This window comes from Capsulimonas corticalis, assembly GCF_003574315.2.
Classification (GTDB): domain Bacteria; phylum Armatimonadota; class Armatimonadia; order Armatimonadales; family Capsulimonadaceae; genus Capsulimonas; species Capsulimonas corticalis.
Window position 1 is genome coordinate 4,421,348 of record NZ_AP025739.1, and the last position, 12,996, is coordinate 4,434,343.

Here is a 12,996-nt window from a genome sequence, read left to right on the forward strand (position 1 = left end):
CTTCGAGAAGCTGCCCGGGAAATGACGGAGCGATTAACTGGGTTCAGTTCCATAAACGGAGCACGGAAATCGCGCCAAAGTCCCACAGGCAGCTTGGCTCGAATTATACCTTTTTTTGTTCTCCGCGAAAATTATTGAATCGCCGCGAAACTTCCGCCGTGTTTCCCCGTTTAACACCCATGACGAACTCGAAACCCGAGGGCGATGACGGGATCTTCGCAAACGGCTTGGACCATTATTTAGCCGTTCGTGACGGCCGGCGGGCGCCGCGCTTCGTGGAGTCTCGGCTTGCGGGGCTGCTGGACCGCAAGATCCAGATGGCGGACCGCATGCTGGACGCCTGCGATCTTTGCCCGCATCATTGTCTTGTGAACCGAAACGCGGGGGAGAGAGGTTTTTGCGGGGTAACGGACCGGACGGCGGTGCACTGGGAGGGCGTGCTGCACGGAGAGGAGATCGAGCTGGGCGCTTCGCACGAGGTCTTTTTTTCCGGATGCACGATGCGCTGCGCGTTTTGCTTCGCGCACGCTCATATCACACGGCCCATGTCGGGGCTGCCGATGGCGCCGGAGGAACTGGCGAATTGCGTGGACAAGCGGCGCGCGCAGGGCGCGTCGAACGTAAATTTGGTGGGCGGCGAACCGATCGTTCATCTCGCGAATATTTTGAAGATGCTTCGGGACGTGACGCGGCCGTCGCCGGTGGTTTGGAACTCCAATCTGTATGCGACCGAGGACACAATGGCGCTGCTGGAGGGGGTGGTGGACCTCTACCTGGGCGACATTCACTTCGGCAATGAAGAGTGCGCGGCGAAGTTGGGGCGCATTCCGGATTATCTGCCGTCGGTGCATGCGGCGTTTCAAACGGCGGCGCGATCCGGGGCGAGCGTGATTATCCGGCATCTGGTGATGCCAGGGCATCTGGAGTGCTGCGCGCGGCCGGCGATGGAGTGGGCGGCGCGCGAACTGCCGGACACGCCGTTTCATTTGATGTTTCAATATCTGCCCGAGTTTCGGACGCTGGGCGATCCGGTGATGGGCAGAGCGCTGTCGCTTCCGGAGATCGCGCGCGCCGAGGAGCTGGCGCGGGAAATTGGCGTTCGTCGATACCAAGAAGCCGAGTTCGCCTCGCCTCCGATGCCGGAGACCGAGGGAGGCGTCGGCGAGACGGTGGATATTCTGATTCATGAAGATGGTCGTGTCAGCTTCACAAGGCTGACAGGGGATTTGCTGCCGGTGGCGGCGGCGCTGAACGCCGGCGATGAGCGGGTGTCGATGCGGATGGGGAGATCGTAACGCAAATGGCGCAGAAGTCGATACAAGAGTTGGAAGTGCTGCTCCGGGCGCGCTATCCGGTGATCTATGTGGTGAGCTGGGAGGAAGGGCGCGTCGAGGAAGCGCTGGCGCAGATCGCGCGGCGGCGCGAGAAGAAGCTGTACCTGTGGTCGATCGCACGCGGTCTTCAGCAGTACGGCTCGCCGGTTGAGGGCAAGCGGCGAGCCGATGAGCGGACAACGGATCCGCCGGTGGCGCTCGACCATGTTTTGGAGAGCATGGAGAACGCTATCTATGTCTTCCGAGACCTGCACCAGTTCTTTAACAGTCCGGCGGTGACGCGGCGTATTCGGGAGCTGGCGAGTTATTTAAAGAACAGCTACAAGACGCTGGTGATTATCGGGCCGACGCTGCAAGTGCCGACCGAGCTGCAAAAAGACGTGACCGTGGTCGAGTTCGATCTGCCCGACCGCGAAGAACTGAACTCACTGCTGGACCGTACGCTCTCGGAAGTCAACGAAAGCACCGGGCGGGAACTCAGCGTCGCGCCCGAAGCGCGGGATCGCATTCTGGGCGCCGCTTCCGGGCTGACGCTGAACGAAGCGGAGAATGTCTTTGCGAAGACACTCGTGATTTCGGGGCGATTGAGCGAGGAAGACCTGCCGATTATTCTTTCCGAGAAAGAGCAGACGATCCGGAAATCGGGTCTGCTGGAGTACTACCATGCGGATACGAACCTGGCGCAGATCGGCGGCATGGATGTCCTCAAAGATTGGCTGAGCAAACGCAGCGTCGCGTTTGACTCAGAAGCCGCTAAATTTGGTCTGCCCGCGCCCAAAGGCGTGCTTCTCATCGGCGTGCAGGGCTGCGGCAAGAGCTTGACGGCCAAGGCCATCGCGGGCGTTTGGGGACTGCCGCTGCTGCGCCTGGATGTGGGGCGTCTTTTTAACAGCCTCGTCGGCTCCAGTGAGGAAAACATGCGCACCGCCATCCGGGTGGCGGAGTCCGTGGCGCCGGCGGTGCTATGGGTGGATGAAATCGAGAAGTCCATGGCCGGCAGCCAGAGCAGCGGATCGACGGATGGCGGCACTTCGGCGCGTGTTCTTTCCGGCTTTCTTACCTGGCTTCAGGAAAAAACCGCGCCGGTCTTCGTGGTGGCGACGGCGAACAGCATCGATCAATTGCCGCCGGAACTGCTGCGGCGAGGTCGTCTTGATGAGACCTTCTTTGTCGATCTGCCCGACGCCACCGAACGCCGGGAGATCTTTCAGATCCACTTGCAGAAGCGAGGGCGCGATTCGACATGCTTCGACGTCATCGCGCTCGCCGAAGCGGCCGAGGGATACAGCGGCGCCGAGATTGAGCAATGCATCATTGCGGGTCTTTTCGAGGCCTATTCGGCGAAGCGGCCATTATCGACGGAGATTTTGCTGCGCTGCACCCGCGATAGCGTGCCGCTGTCGCGAACAATGAAGGAGCCGATCGACCGGCTGCGCGAGTGGGCGGACGGCCGCGCCCGGCGCGCTTCGACGGGAGAGGCGCCGCGAATTCAGGCCCTGGTCTCCGGCGGGCGAAAGCTGGAGATGGATCACCTGGATCCGATCGAAAAGGAAGGATAACGCCATGTCAGTCGTCTTTGTCGTCGCGCCCATTGTCGCGGGCAGCTGGCCCGTGATCTCCGCCGCCATCCTCGCCGCCGGCGCGGCGATGGGGTACCACGCCGCCGCGAACGCCAACGAACAGCTTCGCCGTCAGGAAGAAGCCGGCTGTGGAAATCTCTTGTACAGCGAGGTGTCGCCCGTCCAGCGCTCCGTGAAGCTGGTCATGGACGACAGTGAGATCTTGATGGAGACGCTGATGCGCGGCGAATCGTTCGCCATGGAGCGTGAAGGCTTGACCGCGACGTTCCGTGTGGATGGGCGCGGCCAGTGCACCGTGCACGTCAGCGGCGAAGGCCGCAGTGAGATGGAGCTGCAGGAGGCGGGATACTCGCTGATGGACCGCGTTCGCCAGCAATTTGCCTACTCCAAGGTGATGGCGGAGCTGGAGGAGCGCGGCTTCGATGTCACCCAGCAGGAAGTCCGGGCGGACCAATCGATTCGAATTCAAGTTCGCCGCTGGAATTGAAGGCCAGCAACGTTTTATCCTTCTGAGAATTGTGTTATGATAATGACATTCTCTTGAAGGAGTCGCGAAAAAGTTATGGGACGATTTTCGAAACTCGACTTTCAGCCGGAGCCGCCCGCCGCCATCGCCACGCCGGATGACCCATGGCCGAATATGGACGAGCACGGCTGCATGAAGCTGGGCGAAAGCCAGTTTCAAACCGGCCTTTACGAGCCGGCGCTGACGTCTTATTCGCGCGCCTTGCGGTTTAACAAAGGTCTGGTCGAGGCGTGGATCGGGCAGATCCGCTGCTTGATCTGTTTGGGCGAGTACCCCGAGGCCGTCACCTGGAGCGATCGCGCTTTGGAGAAGTTCTTCAAGTCGCCGGACCTGCTGGCGTGCAAGGGGTTGGCGCTGGTGCGCGGGGGCAAGCCGGCGCAGGGACTGGAGTATCTGGACGGGGCCGTGGAGCTGCGCGCGCCGTCGGCGTGGGTGTGGCAGGCTCGCGGCGAAAGCTTGCTGCTGACCGGCCAGGATGTCGTCAACGCGCAGCGCTGCTTTCTGAAGGCTCAGGAGCTCAGTCCACAGGATTGGCACCTGGAGATGCGCATCGGGATGTCGTATAACGCGGTCCGCAAATTCGCGCCGGCGAGGCCGCATTTGCTGACGGCGGCCCGGGGAGCGCCGAGCAATCCGCTGGCGCTCTATCAGCTCGGACTGATGCATGAAGGGTTGGGAGAGTTTTCACTGGCGCAGGGCTGCTTTCAAAGGGCTCAAGCGGCGCGGCGCGGTTACGTAGAGGCGGAGCGGGCGGCGGAGCGTGTGAGCGGAAACAATGTGTTCGCTCATCTCTGGCGTGGCCTGCGTCTGAGAAAATAGCCGGGAGGAAATATGGCGAAGCAGGAAGTGCTGGAAATTGAGATCGATGCGGCGGGCAAGGTTCAGGTGCATGTGAAGGGCGCCAACGGCAAACGCTGCACGGATTACGTGAAGATCTTTGAGACGCTGCTGGGCCGTGTCGAGAAGCAGGAGCTGACGGCGGAATACTATCAGAACGAAGTCACCGGCCACACCCATGTCCATCACCGCCGGGATTAGGACGCCGCGATGAAGTGCGCGCAGTGCGGATACTATAACCTGCCGGGCGCCGCCGTTTGCGGCCGCTGCAAATCCAGCTTGACCGCGGATTCCGGAGCGCCCGTCGCCCCGCCGCCCAAGCCCGTGACGCCCGCCGCCGATTATTACCCGCCGCGCGCGCGCGACCGGTCTCTGACGGACAATGTTCGGCTTCATGTCCGGCCTCCAGAAGCGCTCGCCACGCGCGTACGCTCGCTGCCGCGCCCCAGCATGCATCTGCTTCGAGCCGCCGGCGGCTCGTCCAGGCTGTCCATACAGCCTACTCTGTCGCAAAGCGACATGCTTCTGATTTGTTTCGCTCCCTTACCGGGATGTGTCCAGTGGATCCAGAAGAGGCGACGGGCGGCGATCGCGTTCTTCGGCGCGTTTTTCACGCTGTGTCTTGGCGCCATTGCGACGATCCACTCCGATGCCTCCACGGTCTTTATCTGGCTGATCGCCCTGGTCGTCTTGGCGTCGATCGTCGACGCCTGCTGGCGGGCGGCGATCGTGAACTCAACCGCCTCGCCGGAGTTTCAGCGCCTGCGCGCGGGGATGCTGGCGTTTCAAAGCTTTTGCGCGCTGGGCCTGAGTATCACGTCGGTCTTTATTTTTCTGGCGCAGTACTTTCCGATTTATGAGATGCGGACGGATTTGGCCGCGCCGACGCTGCTGAACGGCGACGGAATTATCGTGCAGTCCTGGTCCGATCCTCTGCACAACGCCCGCCGGGGCGATGTGATCATGGTCATTATGGACAATTACTATCCGGTGACGGAACGCCTCATCGGACTTCCGGGAGACAGGGTGGAGTACGCGAATGGCGGTCTCTGGGTCAACGGGCGTCCGCTGCGGACGCCGGAGTTGCCGATCGCCTTTCAGCCCGCGTCCAATCCCTTTGCAGTCGCGGTTCCGAAGGGAGAGTTTTTCATTTGGCGGGCAATGGCCAGGCCGTATACGGAGGAGCGCGGGGGCGATCCGATGCAGACCACGCAGTCGTATCTGCTGGTTTCTCCCGAGGACGTGCGCGGCAAAGTGATTGCGGTTTACACCCCGCCGGCGCGTCGCCGCTGGCTTCGGTAATTTTTGAGACTCGGTGAGCAGGAGGTAGATTTTGGACACGCCTTTATCGTTTGCGCACAACGGCCGTATGACCGGGCTGGACCTGTCGTCACAGACCAATCACTATGCGCGGCTTCTGGCGGCTTTGCGGCGCGCCACCCAGCGGCGCGCGTCCGACGTGCATCTGGTCGTCGGCCTCCCGCCGATGTTCCGGATCGATGGAGAATTGGTGGCGGACAGCGATACGTCCCTGGGGCGCGAGGATGTGCGCTCACTGGTCTATTCGCTGCTCAGCGAAGGGCAGCGCGAAGAGTTCGAGCGTGACTGGCAGCTCTGCGTCTCGATCTTCCTGCCGGATATGGGACATTTTCGCGTGACCGTGTACTTCCACATGGGGAATGTGGAGGCGTCCATCCGGGTCTGCCCCCTGAGCCTGCGCACGCCGCAGGAGCTGGGCCTGCCGGAGATCATGCACAAGCTGGTCGAGAAGCGCAGCGGCTTGATCTTGATCACCGGACCGACCGGTAGCGGAAAGACGACGACGTTCAACTGCATGATCGATATGATCAACCGGCAGCGGCGCTGCAAGATCATCACGGTCGAGGATCCGGTCGAGTTCGTGCATGAGAATCGTTTGAGTTTGATCGTGCAGCAGCAGGTTCATTCCGATACGCGCTCATTCAGCAAGGCGCTGGTGCATATTCTGCGTCAGGATCCCGACGTAATCGGGGTGGGGGAGATGCGCGATCTGGAGACGATCTCCACCGCGCTGACCGCCGCCGAAACGGGACATCTGGTGATCGCGACGCTGCATACGCCCGACGCGGTGCAGACGGTGGACCGGATCGTGGACGCCTTCCCGGGCGACACGCAGGCGCAGATCCAGACTCAGCTCGCGGCGTGTTTGGTCGCTGTCGTCGCGCAGCAGCTCCTGCCGCGCGTGGACGCCGACGGCCGAAAGCTCGCTACGGAAGTGCTGATCAACAACGCCGCCGTCCGAAGCCAGATCCGCGAACGCAAGTCCAACATGCTCCGCAGCACGATGCAGACCAGCCGCAAGGAAGGCATGCAGCTCATGGAGCGCTCGCTGCTGGACCTCTACCAGAGCGGCGTCATCACCTACGACACCGCGCTTGCGCACGCGCATTCGCCCGAGATCATTCAGCAGTTGATGGCGCCCGAAAAGAAGTAGGCGATTTCCATGGCCCCTCGTTCACGTCCAAGAATATCGCCCATCGGCGCGGATTTGCCAATTTTCGCAATTCCGTGCTATAATGCCTCATATTCGAACATCTGTTGCCAAACAGCTGTACCCGAGGGAGGCTCAGCAATATCATGCCCAGGCCGTTATCCACGCGACAAAAACAAATCTTAACATATATTCAGCAGCATATGGACGGCCATGGTTATCCCCCGACCGTCCGCGAAATCGGTTCCGCCGTGAACCTCTCCTCCTCGTCCACGGTGCACGCGCACCTGAAGACGCTGGAGGAGCAGGGGCATATTCAGCGCGACGCCGTGCTGACGCGCGCCATCAAGCTCGTGCCCGGCATGGACGGCGGCGCCGAGCCGCCGCGCAGCAAGCAGATCGTTCAGGTGCCGATTGTCGGCACCGTCGCGGCCGGCAAGCCCCGCCTTGCTGTGGAGGACGTCGAAGACGTATTCCCGCTGCCGCACGATTTTATCTCCGGCGACGGGTTTATTCTCGAAGTGCGTGGGGATAGTATGATCGACGACGGCATCCACGACGGCGACCTCGTCGTTGTGCGCCGCCAGCCCACCGCGAACAATGGGGAGACTGTTGTCGCCATGATCGAGAGCGAGGCGACCGTCAAGCGCTTCTACAAAGAAAAGCAGCGGATCCGTCTTCAGCCCGCGAACAAGTTTATGAAGCCAATGTACTTCGAAGATGTTCAGATCGCCGGCAAAGTCGTCGGATTGGTCCGCAAGTTCTCTTAAGGTCCCGTTTTAAGGTTCTGTATTTTATGCCCACGATTGAAAATGAAGTCACCGTCAACGCTCCGCTGGAGCGTGTTTATGCGCTCGCGAAGGATGTTGAGAGCTTTCCGGAGTTCATGCCGGATGTCGAAAGCCTCGTCGTTCAGGAGCGCAGCGACGACGGCGCGCGGACGGTGACTCAGTGGGTGGGCGTGGCGTCGGACTTCAAATTGAAGATCCGCTGGACGGAAGAAGACGTATGGGATGACGCCGCGCACATTTGCCGCTTCACGCAGGTGAAGGGTGACTATCAATCGTACGGCGGAAATTGGACATTTAGCGATCTGGGCGGCGGGCAGACAAAGTTTTCGTCGGTCCTGACCTACGAATTCGAGATCCCATTGATCGGGCCGCTGCTCAAAAAAGTGGTGGCGAAGCTGATGCGCGAGAACACGCAGCGGCTGCTCGACGCGATTAAGACCCGCGCGGAGCAGCCGGAGCCTGCGTAAACTGTTTCGGCGCGGACGCCTGCGCCGGAGTCAGTTTGACCGTGCTCAGCGGCACGATCTGGACGCCGACATAGTAATGCGTCAAGATGTCCTTGTAGCTTTTCCGGTAAGGCGGCGAGGCCATCGCGACCGCCCCCAGCTGTGACATCCCCATTCCGTGGCCCCATCCCCGGCCACGGAACTCATAACTTCCATCCTGCAATACCTTCATGGAAACCAGCGTGCTGCGCAGCTGGTCGTATCCCAGAATCTGCCGAAGCTGAGGCCCCGTCACGGTCTTCGTCTTTCCATCCTTGCCGACGACCGTCGCGGTGGCGATCCGACCGGATGTATCCACCCCGTCGATCGTCAGAACTTTGAGTTTGCCGACATTTGTCCGGTCGTCCTTGCAGAGCAGCGCCTCGATTTGCGCGCCGCTGAAGGTGCATAGCCAGAGATGCTTCGGCGCATCGGCGGCGTACTCCGGCTTGCCCGGCGCCGGGCAGTCCGGCACGGCCTGGAGGTAGGGGGCGGCGCCCGTCGGATCGCAGGCCGTCACGCCCCCGCTGTCGGTGGAGTAGGTGGCGTCGATCAGCGCGTCGCCGTAAGTGATGACCTGGCCCTTCGTGGCGTCGACCGCCGCCGTCACAAAGGCGGTCTCGCCGTCGATCCCCACATAAGACTGGCACCGTGTGGTGTCGTCCAGATCCATTCCCTCGCGCGCCAGCTTGCCCCGGTTCTTCAGCGTATAGGTGCGCGCCGCGACCGCCTGCGCTTTCAAGGCTTCCAGCGGAGACTTCGCCCCGATCTCCGCCGGCACCACGCCGCACAAATACGCTTCCAGATCGACGACGTTAATCACGCGCAGCGTCGCGTCGTCTTCGAACTTAACGGAGAGTGATCCGTGATATCGTCGCCATGGGACGGTGAGTTTGGGGGTCGGGTCGTTGAGGCGGGCTGCTTTGACGGTCGTGTTTTGTTCCGGGATCAGCTCGATCGGTCCCGCGAGATCGCTTGCGATCTGTTCGTCCTGCTTTTTATCGATCCGGGCCAGCGTCATCCCTTCATCGTTGGAGACAATTCGGTAAATCGCGCCGGGGGCGGCGCGCGCGACGACGGTGTTTGTCGCGGCGTCTTTCAGGGAAAATGCGCTCTCGGCGGAGACCAGCAGGGCGGTGGAGTGGCGGAACGTTCGATCGAGACCGATCTTGAGAGGCGGGAGCGGATCGTTCTGCGCGCATGCGGCGAGCGGCAGGACAACAATGGCGGCGCAAGCGGCGAAGCAAGGGAAGCGCATACGGGCCTTCTCCGTGGGACACAAATGCAAACAGCCCAGGGATACTGGGCTGTCAATCTGCGGTATGGATTCTGAAAAACTCTGGTCGGGGTGAGAGGATTTGAACCTCCGACCTCACGGACCCGAACCGTGCGCTCTACCAAGCTGAGCCACACCCCGTCGTCCAGAGCGAATATATAATAGCACTTTCAATCAGCGTTTGTCAACAGTTTCACTGCGGATGAGCAGAAAACCATAGAATTACTTGAGAGACCTCCCCCGGCCGAAGGCCGTGGGTTGGTCTCTACTTCCCAAGCAGCGCGTTGATTCGCAGGATCTTTCGCGGATCGTCGGGCTCGCCGAAGATCGCGGGGTGGATCATGCGCGCCATAAGCTCCAGGCTGTCCACGACGCGCGGGCCGGGGCGGCTGAAGTAGTCGGAGCCGTTGACGAGGTAGACGTTCCCATTGCGCACGGCGGCGAGATCGGTATAACCCGGCAGGGCCTCCAGAATCGGAATGTCTTCGATGGATCGTTCGATGGGGAAGCCGCACTGCGCGATTACCAGCACCTCAGGATCGAATTCGCGTATGCTGTCCCAGGTGATCTGCGTCGAGGGTTCGTGCATCCTGCCGAGCGCATCGTGGCCGCCTGCGATTTCCACCAGCTCGGGATCCCAGTGTCCGCCGCAGAAGAGGGGATCGATCCATTCCAGAAGCACCGTGCGCGGGCGGGTCTCGGTGAAGTGCGCCACGGTTGTCCGGACATCGTCGATCCGCGCCTGTAAGCCGGCGATCACTTGTTCCGCCTTTTCGGGAATCCCGGCGGCCGCGCCGACCTGACGGATATTCTCCAGAATGTCCGAAAGCGTCGTTGGCTCCAGGTTGAGAACCTGGGGGCGCGGCTCGGGCAGGAAACAGACGGCCGCCACGACATCGTCATAGGCCACGGCGCAGACATCGCAAAGCTGCTGCGTCAAAATCAGATCGGGCTGAAGCGCTTGCAGCAGCTCGGAATCGATCGTGTAGAGGCTGTGCGAATCGCCGATCTTGTTGGTGACAATGGCGTCGATCTCGCGGCTGGAAAGCCCTGGAGGGATGATGCTGCGCGTGATGTGCGGCTTGGCGAGCGCGGCGCTCGGGTAATCGCACTCGTGGGTGACGGCGACGACGCTGTCTCCCAGTCCCAGGGCGAACGCGATCTCCGTGGCGCTTGGCAGCAGTGAAACGATCTTCATCTGACGTTACTCCCGGTCCGAAACGCCCGCCTGTTCGAATGTCGCGACATCCCGGAGGACGGCAAGAGCGGATTGGATGAGCGGAACCGCGAGCGCCGCGCCGCTGCCTTCGCCCAGACGCATGCCAAGGTCCAGCAGGGGCGTCAGTTCTAATCGTCTCAGCAGCAGCGTGTGTCCCGGTTCAGGCGACCGGTGGGACGCCAGCAGATATTCGCGCGCCGCCGGCGCAATCGCCGCCGCGAGCAGTCCAGCCGTGGTTGAGATAAATCCATCCAGCAGCACCGGAACGCGCCGCCGCGCGGCCGCCAGCGCGACGCCCGCCATCGCCGCGATTTCCAGGCCGCCGATCGCCGACAAGATCTCCAGTGGGTCGGATGTTTTGGGAAGCCGGGCCAGTCCCGTCTCAATCGCCGCGAGTTTGCGCGCCAAACCGGCGTCGTCCACGCCGGTTCCGCGTCCGATCAGCTCCGCCGGCGCCAATCCCGTCAGCGCCGCCGAAAGCGCGGCCGCCGTGGTCGTATTCCCGATGCCCATCTCGCCAATGACCGCCAGATCGGCGCCCGAGGCTTCGAAGATCTCCGCGCCGATCTGGATCGCCCGCAGGGCTTCCTCGCGCGTCATGGCGGGACCCTCAGTCCAATCCGCCGTCCCGAGCCGAACTTTACGATGATGTATGATAAGATCATCGGGCAGCGCCGACGACACGCCGACATCCGCCACTGTCAATTCCGCGCCGATTTGCTTCGCCAGCACATTGATCACCGCGCCGCCGCGCGCGTAGTTCAGCACCATCTGAGCCGTCACTTCGGCGGGGTAGGCGCTGACGCCGCGCGCCGCCACCCCATGATCGGCGGCGAAGACAAAGATGCCCGGCCGGTCCGTACGCGGGAGAGGATTTCCCGTGATCCCCGCCAGCTGGATCGACAGCGCTTCCAGTTGACCCAAACTGCCCTGCGGCTTTGTCAGGCGGTCCTGTCGCTCCCGCGCCTGCCGCGCGGCGTGAACATCGAACGCCGGAATGGAGGCGGCAATGTCGGAGAGTAAAAATGTCATTGATTTATCATCTTTCCCAGATTAATGCAGCAGCCGCGCCGCCATGAGCAGTGTCGTGGCTTCCGCCAGTTGATTCGTCGCGCCCAGGCAATCGCCGGTAATGCCGCCGAATTTCTTTCGATAGAACCATCCCGTGGCCGCCGCCATCGCCACGGCTCCCAAAAACAGCATCGCGCCGTGGACCATTCCCAGCCAGCGCCCGATTACCGCGAGGGTGATGACCGTGGCGATCAGCGTCTCACGCCAGGTCACGAGCGCGGCGATTCCCGCGTTCGCGCCCTTCGCCTCGCGCGCGTACGGCAGCGCCATGGACATGGGCAGCGACGACCAGCGGGCCAGCATATGCGCGGCGACGAGCGCGCCCCACAGGCGCCCCGGCTCCAGGGACATGATAGCGGACGCCTTCAATGTGAGCAGCATCCAGAGGCCGACGCCGCCAAAGGTTCCGATCCGGCTGTCGCGCATCACGCGAAGCGCGTCCTCGCGCGTGTGCGGCCCGAGCCCGTCGCACACATCCGCAAGACCGTCTTCATGAAACGCGCCGGTGACCATCGCCGACGCCGTGACGGTCAGCACGGCAACCGCCAGCGGGTTCAGCCCCAGCGCCTGTCCCGCCGCGTATACGCCGGCCGCAATCGTCGCGACCACCATCCCCACGGCGGGAAAGAACGCCAGCGCCGCCTGTTTTCCGCCCGCCTCGTCATACGCCCAGTCCGGCACGCCGCGCACGGGGATCCGCGTCAGAAATTGCAGGGCGATCAGCGGCGACCAGAGCCATCCCTTGAGCGTCGTCAACCCTTCACCACCATCGGAATGCCCGCGACCAGCAGCCGCACCCGCGTCGCCGCCGCCGCCATCTCCTGATTCGCGCGTCCCGCCACATCCCGGAAGACGCGCCCGAGCGCCGTCTCGGGAACCAGCCCCATCCCGACTTCGTTGGACACCACGATTACCGTCGGCGCCGCCTGCTGAGCGACCTGCGCCAGCTCCCGCACGGCGGCCTCCGCCGCCTCAGCGTCCCAGGTTTCCGCCTCACAGGTCGCCGCATCGCCCGAGCGCAGCATATGGTTGACGACGAAAAACGTCAGACAATCGAGCAGTATGACGCCCGCCTTCGTTTCCCGCTTCAATACGGCGGCGACATCCAGCGGCTCCTCCACCGTCCGCCACTCCGCCGGCCGGTCCTGCTGATGCCGCGCAATCCGCTCCCGCATCTCCTCATCGCCCGCCTGCGCCGTCGCGATATAGACCACCGGACGCCCTTGCGCCTCCAATGCGGCGAGTTCCTGCGCGTATCGGCTCTTGCCCGAACGCGCGCCTCCGAGGATTAGTGTTAGATTGCTCATAATGTTGTACGGCCCTCACCCGGCCCTTCGGGCCACCCTCTCCCAATTCTGGGAGAGGGTTAAGATTCGGATCTTTGATCCGAAAGATCTTATCATTGAA

General features: G+C 62.4%; 14 protein-coding genes and 1 tRNA gene. 9 read left to right on the forward strand and 6 right to left on the reverse strand.

What is annotated here, in order from left to right; all coding sequences use genetic code 11:
- Positions 1-179 precede the first annotated feature (179 nt).
- The 9 genes from D5261_RS18920 to D5261_RS18960 all read left to right on the forward strand — a co-directional run bounded on the left by D5261_RS18920 (position 180) and on the right by D5261_RS18960 (position 8,005).
- Positions 180-1,295, forward strand: coding sequence for a radical SAM protein (locus tag D5261_RS18920; RefSeq protein ID WP_119323255.1), 1,116 nt, complete (start codon positions 180-182; stop codon positions 1,293-1,295).
- Positions 1,296-1,300: 5 nt separating this feature from the next.
- Positions 1,301-2,893 carry an AAA family ATPase gene (locus D5261_RS18925; RefSeq protein ID WP_119323254.1) on the forward strand — a complete coding sequence of 531 codons (1,593 nt, stop codon included), beginning with the start codon at positions 1,301-1,303 and terminating at the stop codon, positions 2,891-2,893.
- Between the two features lie 4 nt (positions 2,894-2,897).
- A complete protein-coding gene (locus D5261_RS18930; RefSeq protein ID WP_119323253.1) occupies positions 2,898-3,401 on the forward strand; it encodes a DUF1257 domain-containing protein in 504 nt (167 codons plus the stop codon).
- Positions 3,402-3,476: 75 nt separating this feature from the next.
- Positions 3,477-4,259, forward strand: coding sequence for a tetratricopeptide repeat protein (locus D5261_RS18935; protein ID WP_119323252.1), 783 nt, complete (start codon positions 3,477-3,479; stop codon positions 4,257-4,259).
- A 12-nt stretch (positions 4,260-4,271) separates the two neighbouring features.
- Entirely contained in the window at positions 4,272-4,478 is a 207-nt protein-coding gene (locus D5261_RS18940; protein ID WP_119323251.1) for a DUF2997 domain-containing protein, read from the forward strand.
- Positions 4,479-4,487: 9 nt separating this feature from the next.
- Complete coding sequence (lepB, locus tag D5261_RS18945) at positions 4,488-5,579, forward strand: signal peptidase I (protein ID WP_119323250.1); 1,092 nt, start codon at positions 4,488-4,490, stop codon at positions 5,577-5,579.
- 31 nt (positions 5,580-5,610) lie between these two features.
- Positions 5,611-6,750 (forward strand): type IV pilus twitching motility protein PilT, encoded by a 1,140-nt coding sequence (locus D5261_RS18950; protein WP_218025691.1) that lies wholly within the window; start codon positions 5,611-5,613, stop codon positions 6,748-6,750.
- A 143-nt stretch (positions 6,751-6,893) separates the two neighbouring features.
- On the forward strand, positions 6,894-7,517 hold the full coding sequence (lexA, locus tag D5261_RS18955) for a transcriptional repressor LexA (protein ID WP_119323249.1): 624 nt from the start codon (positions 6,894-6,896) through the stop codon (positions 7,515-7,517).
- A gap of 26 nt (positions 7,518-7,543) precedes the next feature.
- Positions 7,544-8,005 (forward strand): type II toxin-antitoxin system RatA family toxin, encoded by a 462-nt coding sequence (locus D5261_RS18960; RefSeq protein WP_119323248.1) that lies wholly within the window; start codon positions 7,544-7,546, stop codon positions 8,003-8,005.
- On the opposite strand, the gene D5261_RS18965 is transcribed toward D5261_RS18960, so the two are convergent.
- From D5261_RS18965 to cobU, 6 genes are all read right to left on the reverse strand, one after another.
- A complete protein-coding gene (locus tag D5261_RS18965) occupies positions 7,971-9,281 on the reverse strand; it encodes a SpoIID/LytB domain-containing protein (protein ID WP_119323247.1) in 1,311 nt (436 codons plus the stop codon). The genes D5261_RS18960 and D5261_RS18965 overlap by 35 nt on opposite strands.
- An 82-nt stretch (positions 9,282-9,363) precedes the next feature.
- A tRNA-Pro gene (locus tag D5261_RS18970) sits at positions 9,364-9,440 on the reverse strand.
- A 124-nt stretch (positions 9,441-9,564) separates the two neighbouring features.
- Positions 9,565-10,497: a BtuF-related (seleno)protein gene (locus D5261_RS18975; protein ID WP_119323246.1), complete on the reverse strand. Its 933-nt coding sequence runs from the start codon at positions 10,495-10,497 to the stop codon at positions 9,565-9,567.
- Positions 10,498-10,503: 6 nt separating this feature from the next.
- Positions 10,504-11,550, reverse strand: coding sequence for a nicotinate-nucleotide--dimethylbenzimidazole phosphoribosyltransferase (gene cobT / locus D5261_RS18980; RefSeq protein WP_119323245.1), 1,047 nt, complete (start codon positions 11,548-11,550; stop codon positions 10,504-10,506).
- A 21-nt stretch (positions 11,551-11,571) separates the two neighbouring features.
- Complete coding sequence (locus D5261_RS18985) at positions 11,572-12,345, reverse strand: adenosylcobinamide-GDP ribazoletransferase (RefSeq protein WP_119323244.1); 774 nt, start codon at positions 12,343-12,345, stop codon at positions 11,572-11,574.
- Complete coding sequence (cobU, locus tag D5261_RS18990) at positions 12,342-12,896, reverse strand: bifunctional adenosylcobinamide kinase/adenosylcobinamide-phosphate guanylyltransferase (protein WP_119323243.1); 555 nt, start codon at positions 12,894-12,896, stop codon at positions 12,342-12,344. Before cobU ends, D5261_RS18985 begins: the two co-directional genes overlap by 4 nt.
- Positions 12,897-12,996: the final 100 nt, after the last annotated feature.

Excerpts from the sequence above, each read along its gene's own strand:
- D5261_RS18920 (WP_119323255.1), top strand. The coding sequence starts at position 180 with ATGACGAACTCGAAACCCGAGGGCGATGACGGGATCTTCGCAAACGGC.
- D5261_RS18925 (WP_119323254.1), top strand. The coding sequence starts at position 1,301 with ATGGCGCAGAAGTCGATACAAGAGTTGGAAGTGCTGCTCCGGGCGCGC.
- D5261_RS18930 (WP_119323253.1), top strand. The coding sequence starts at position 2,898 with ATGTCAGTCGTCTTTGTCGTCGCGCCCATTGTCGCGGGCAGCTGGCCC.
- D5261_RS18935 (WP_119323252.1), top strand. The coding sequence starts at position 3,477 with ATGGGACGATTTTCGAAACTCGACTTTCAGCCGGAGCCGCCCGCCGCC.
- D5261_RS18940 (WP_119323251.1), top strand. The coding sequence starts at position 4,272 with ATGGCGAAGCAGGAAGTGCTGGAAATTGAGATCGATGCGGCGGGCAAG.
- lepB (WP_119323250.1), top strand. The coding sequence starts at position 4,488 with ATGAAGTGCGCGCAGTGCGGATACTATAACCTGCCGGGCGCCGCCGTT.
- lexA (WP_119323249.1), top strand. The coding sequence starts at position 6,894 with ATGCCCAGGCCGTTATCCACGCGACAAAAACAAATCTTAACATATATT.
- D5261_RS18960 (WP_119323248.1), top strand. The coding sequence starts at position 7,544 with ATGCCCACGATTGAAAATGAAGTCACCGTCAACGCTCCGCTGGAGCGT.
- D5261_RS18965 (WP_119323247.1), bottom strand. The coding sequence starts at position 9,281 with ATGCGCTTCCCTTGCTTCGCCGCTTGCGCCGCCATTGTTGTCCTGCCG.
- D5261_RS18975 (WP_119323246.1), bottom strand. The coding sequence starts at position 10,497 with ATGAAGATCGTTTCACTGCTGCCAAGCGCCACGGAGATCGCGTTCGCC.
- cobT (WP_119323245.1), bottom strand. The coding sequence starts at position 11,550 with ATGACATTTTTACTCTCCGACATTGCCGCCTCCATTCCGGCGTTCGAT.
- cobU (WP_119323243.1), bottom strand. The coding sequence starts at position 12,896 with ATGAGCAATCTAACACTAATCCTCGGAGGCGCGCGTTCGGGCAAGAGC.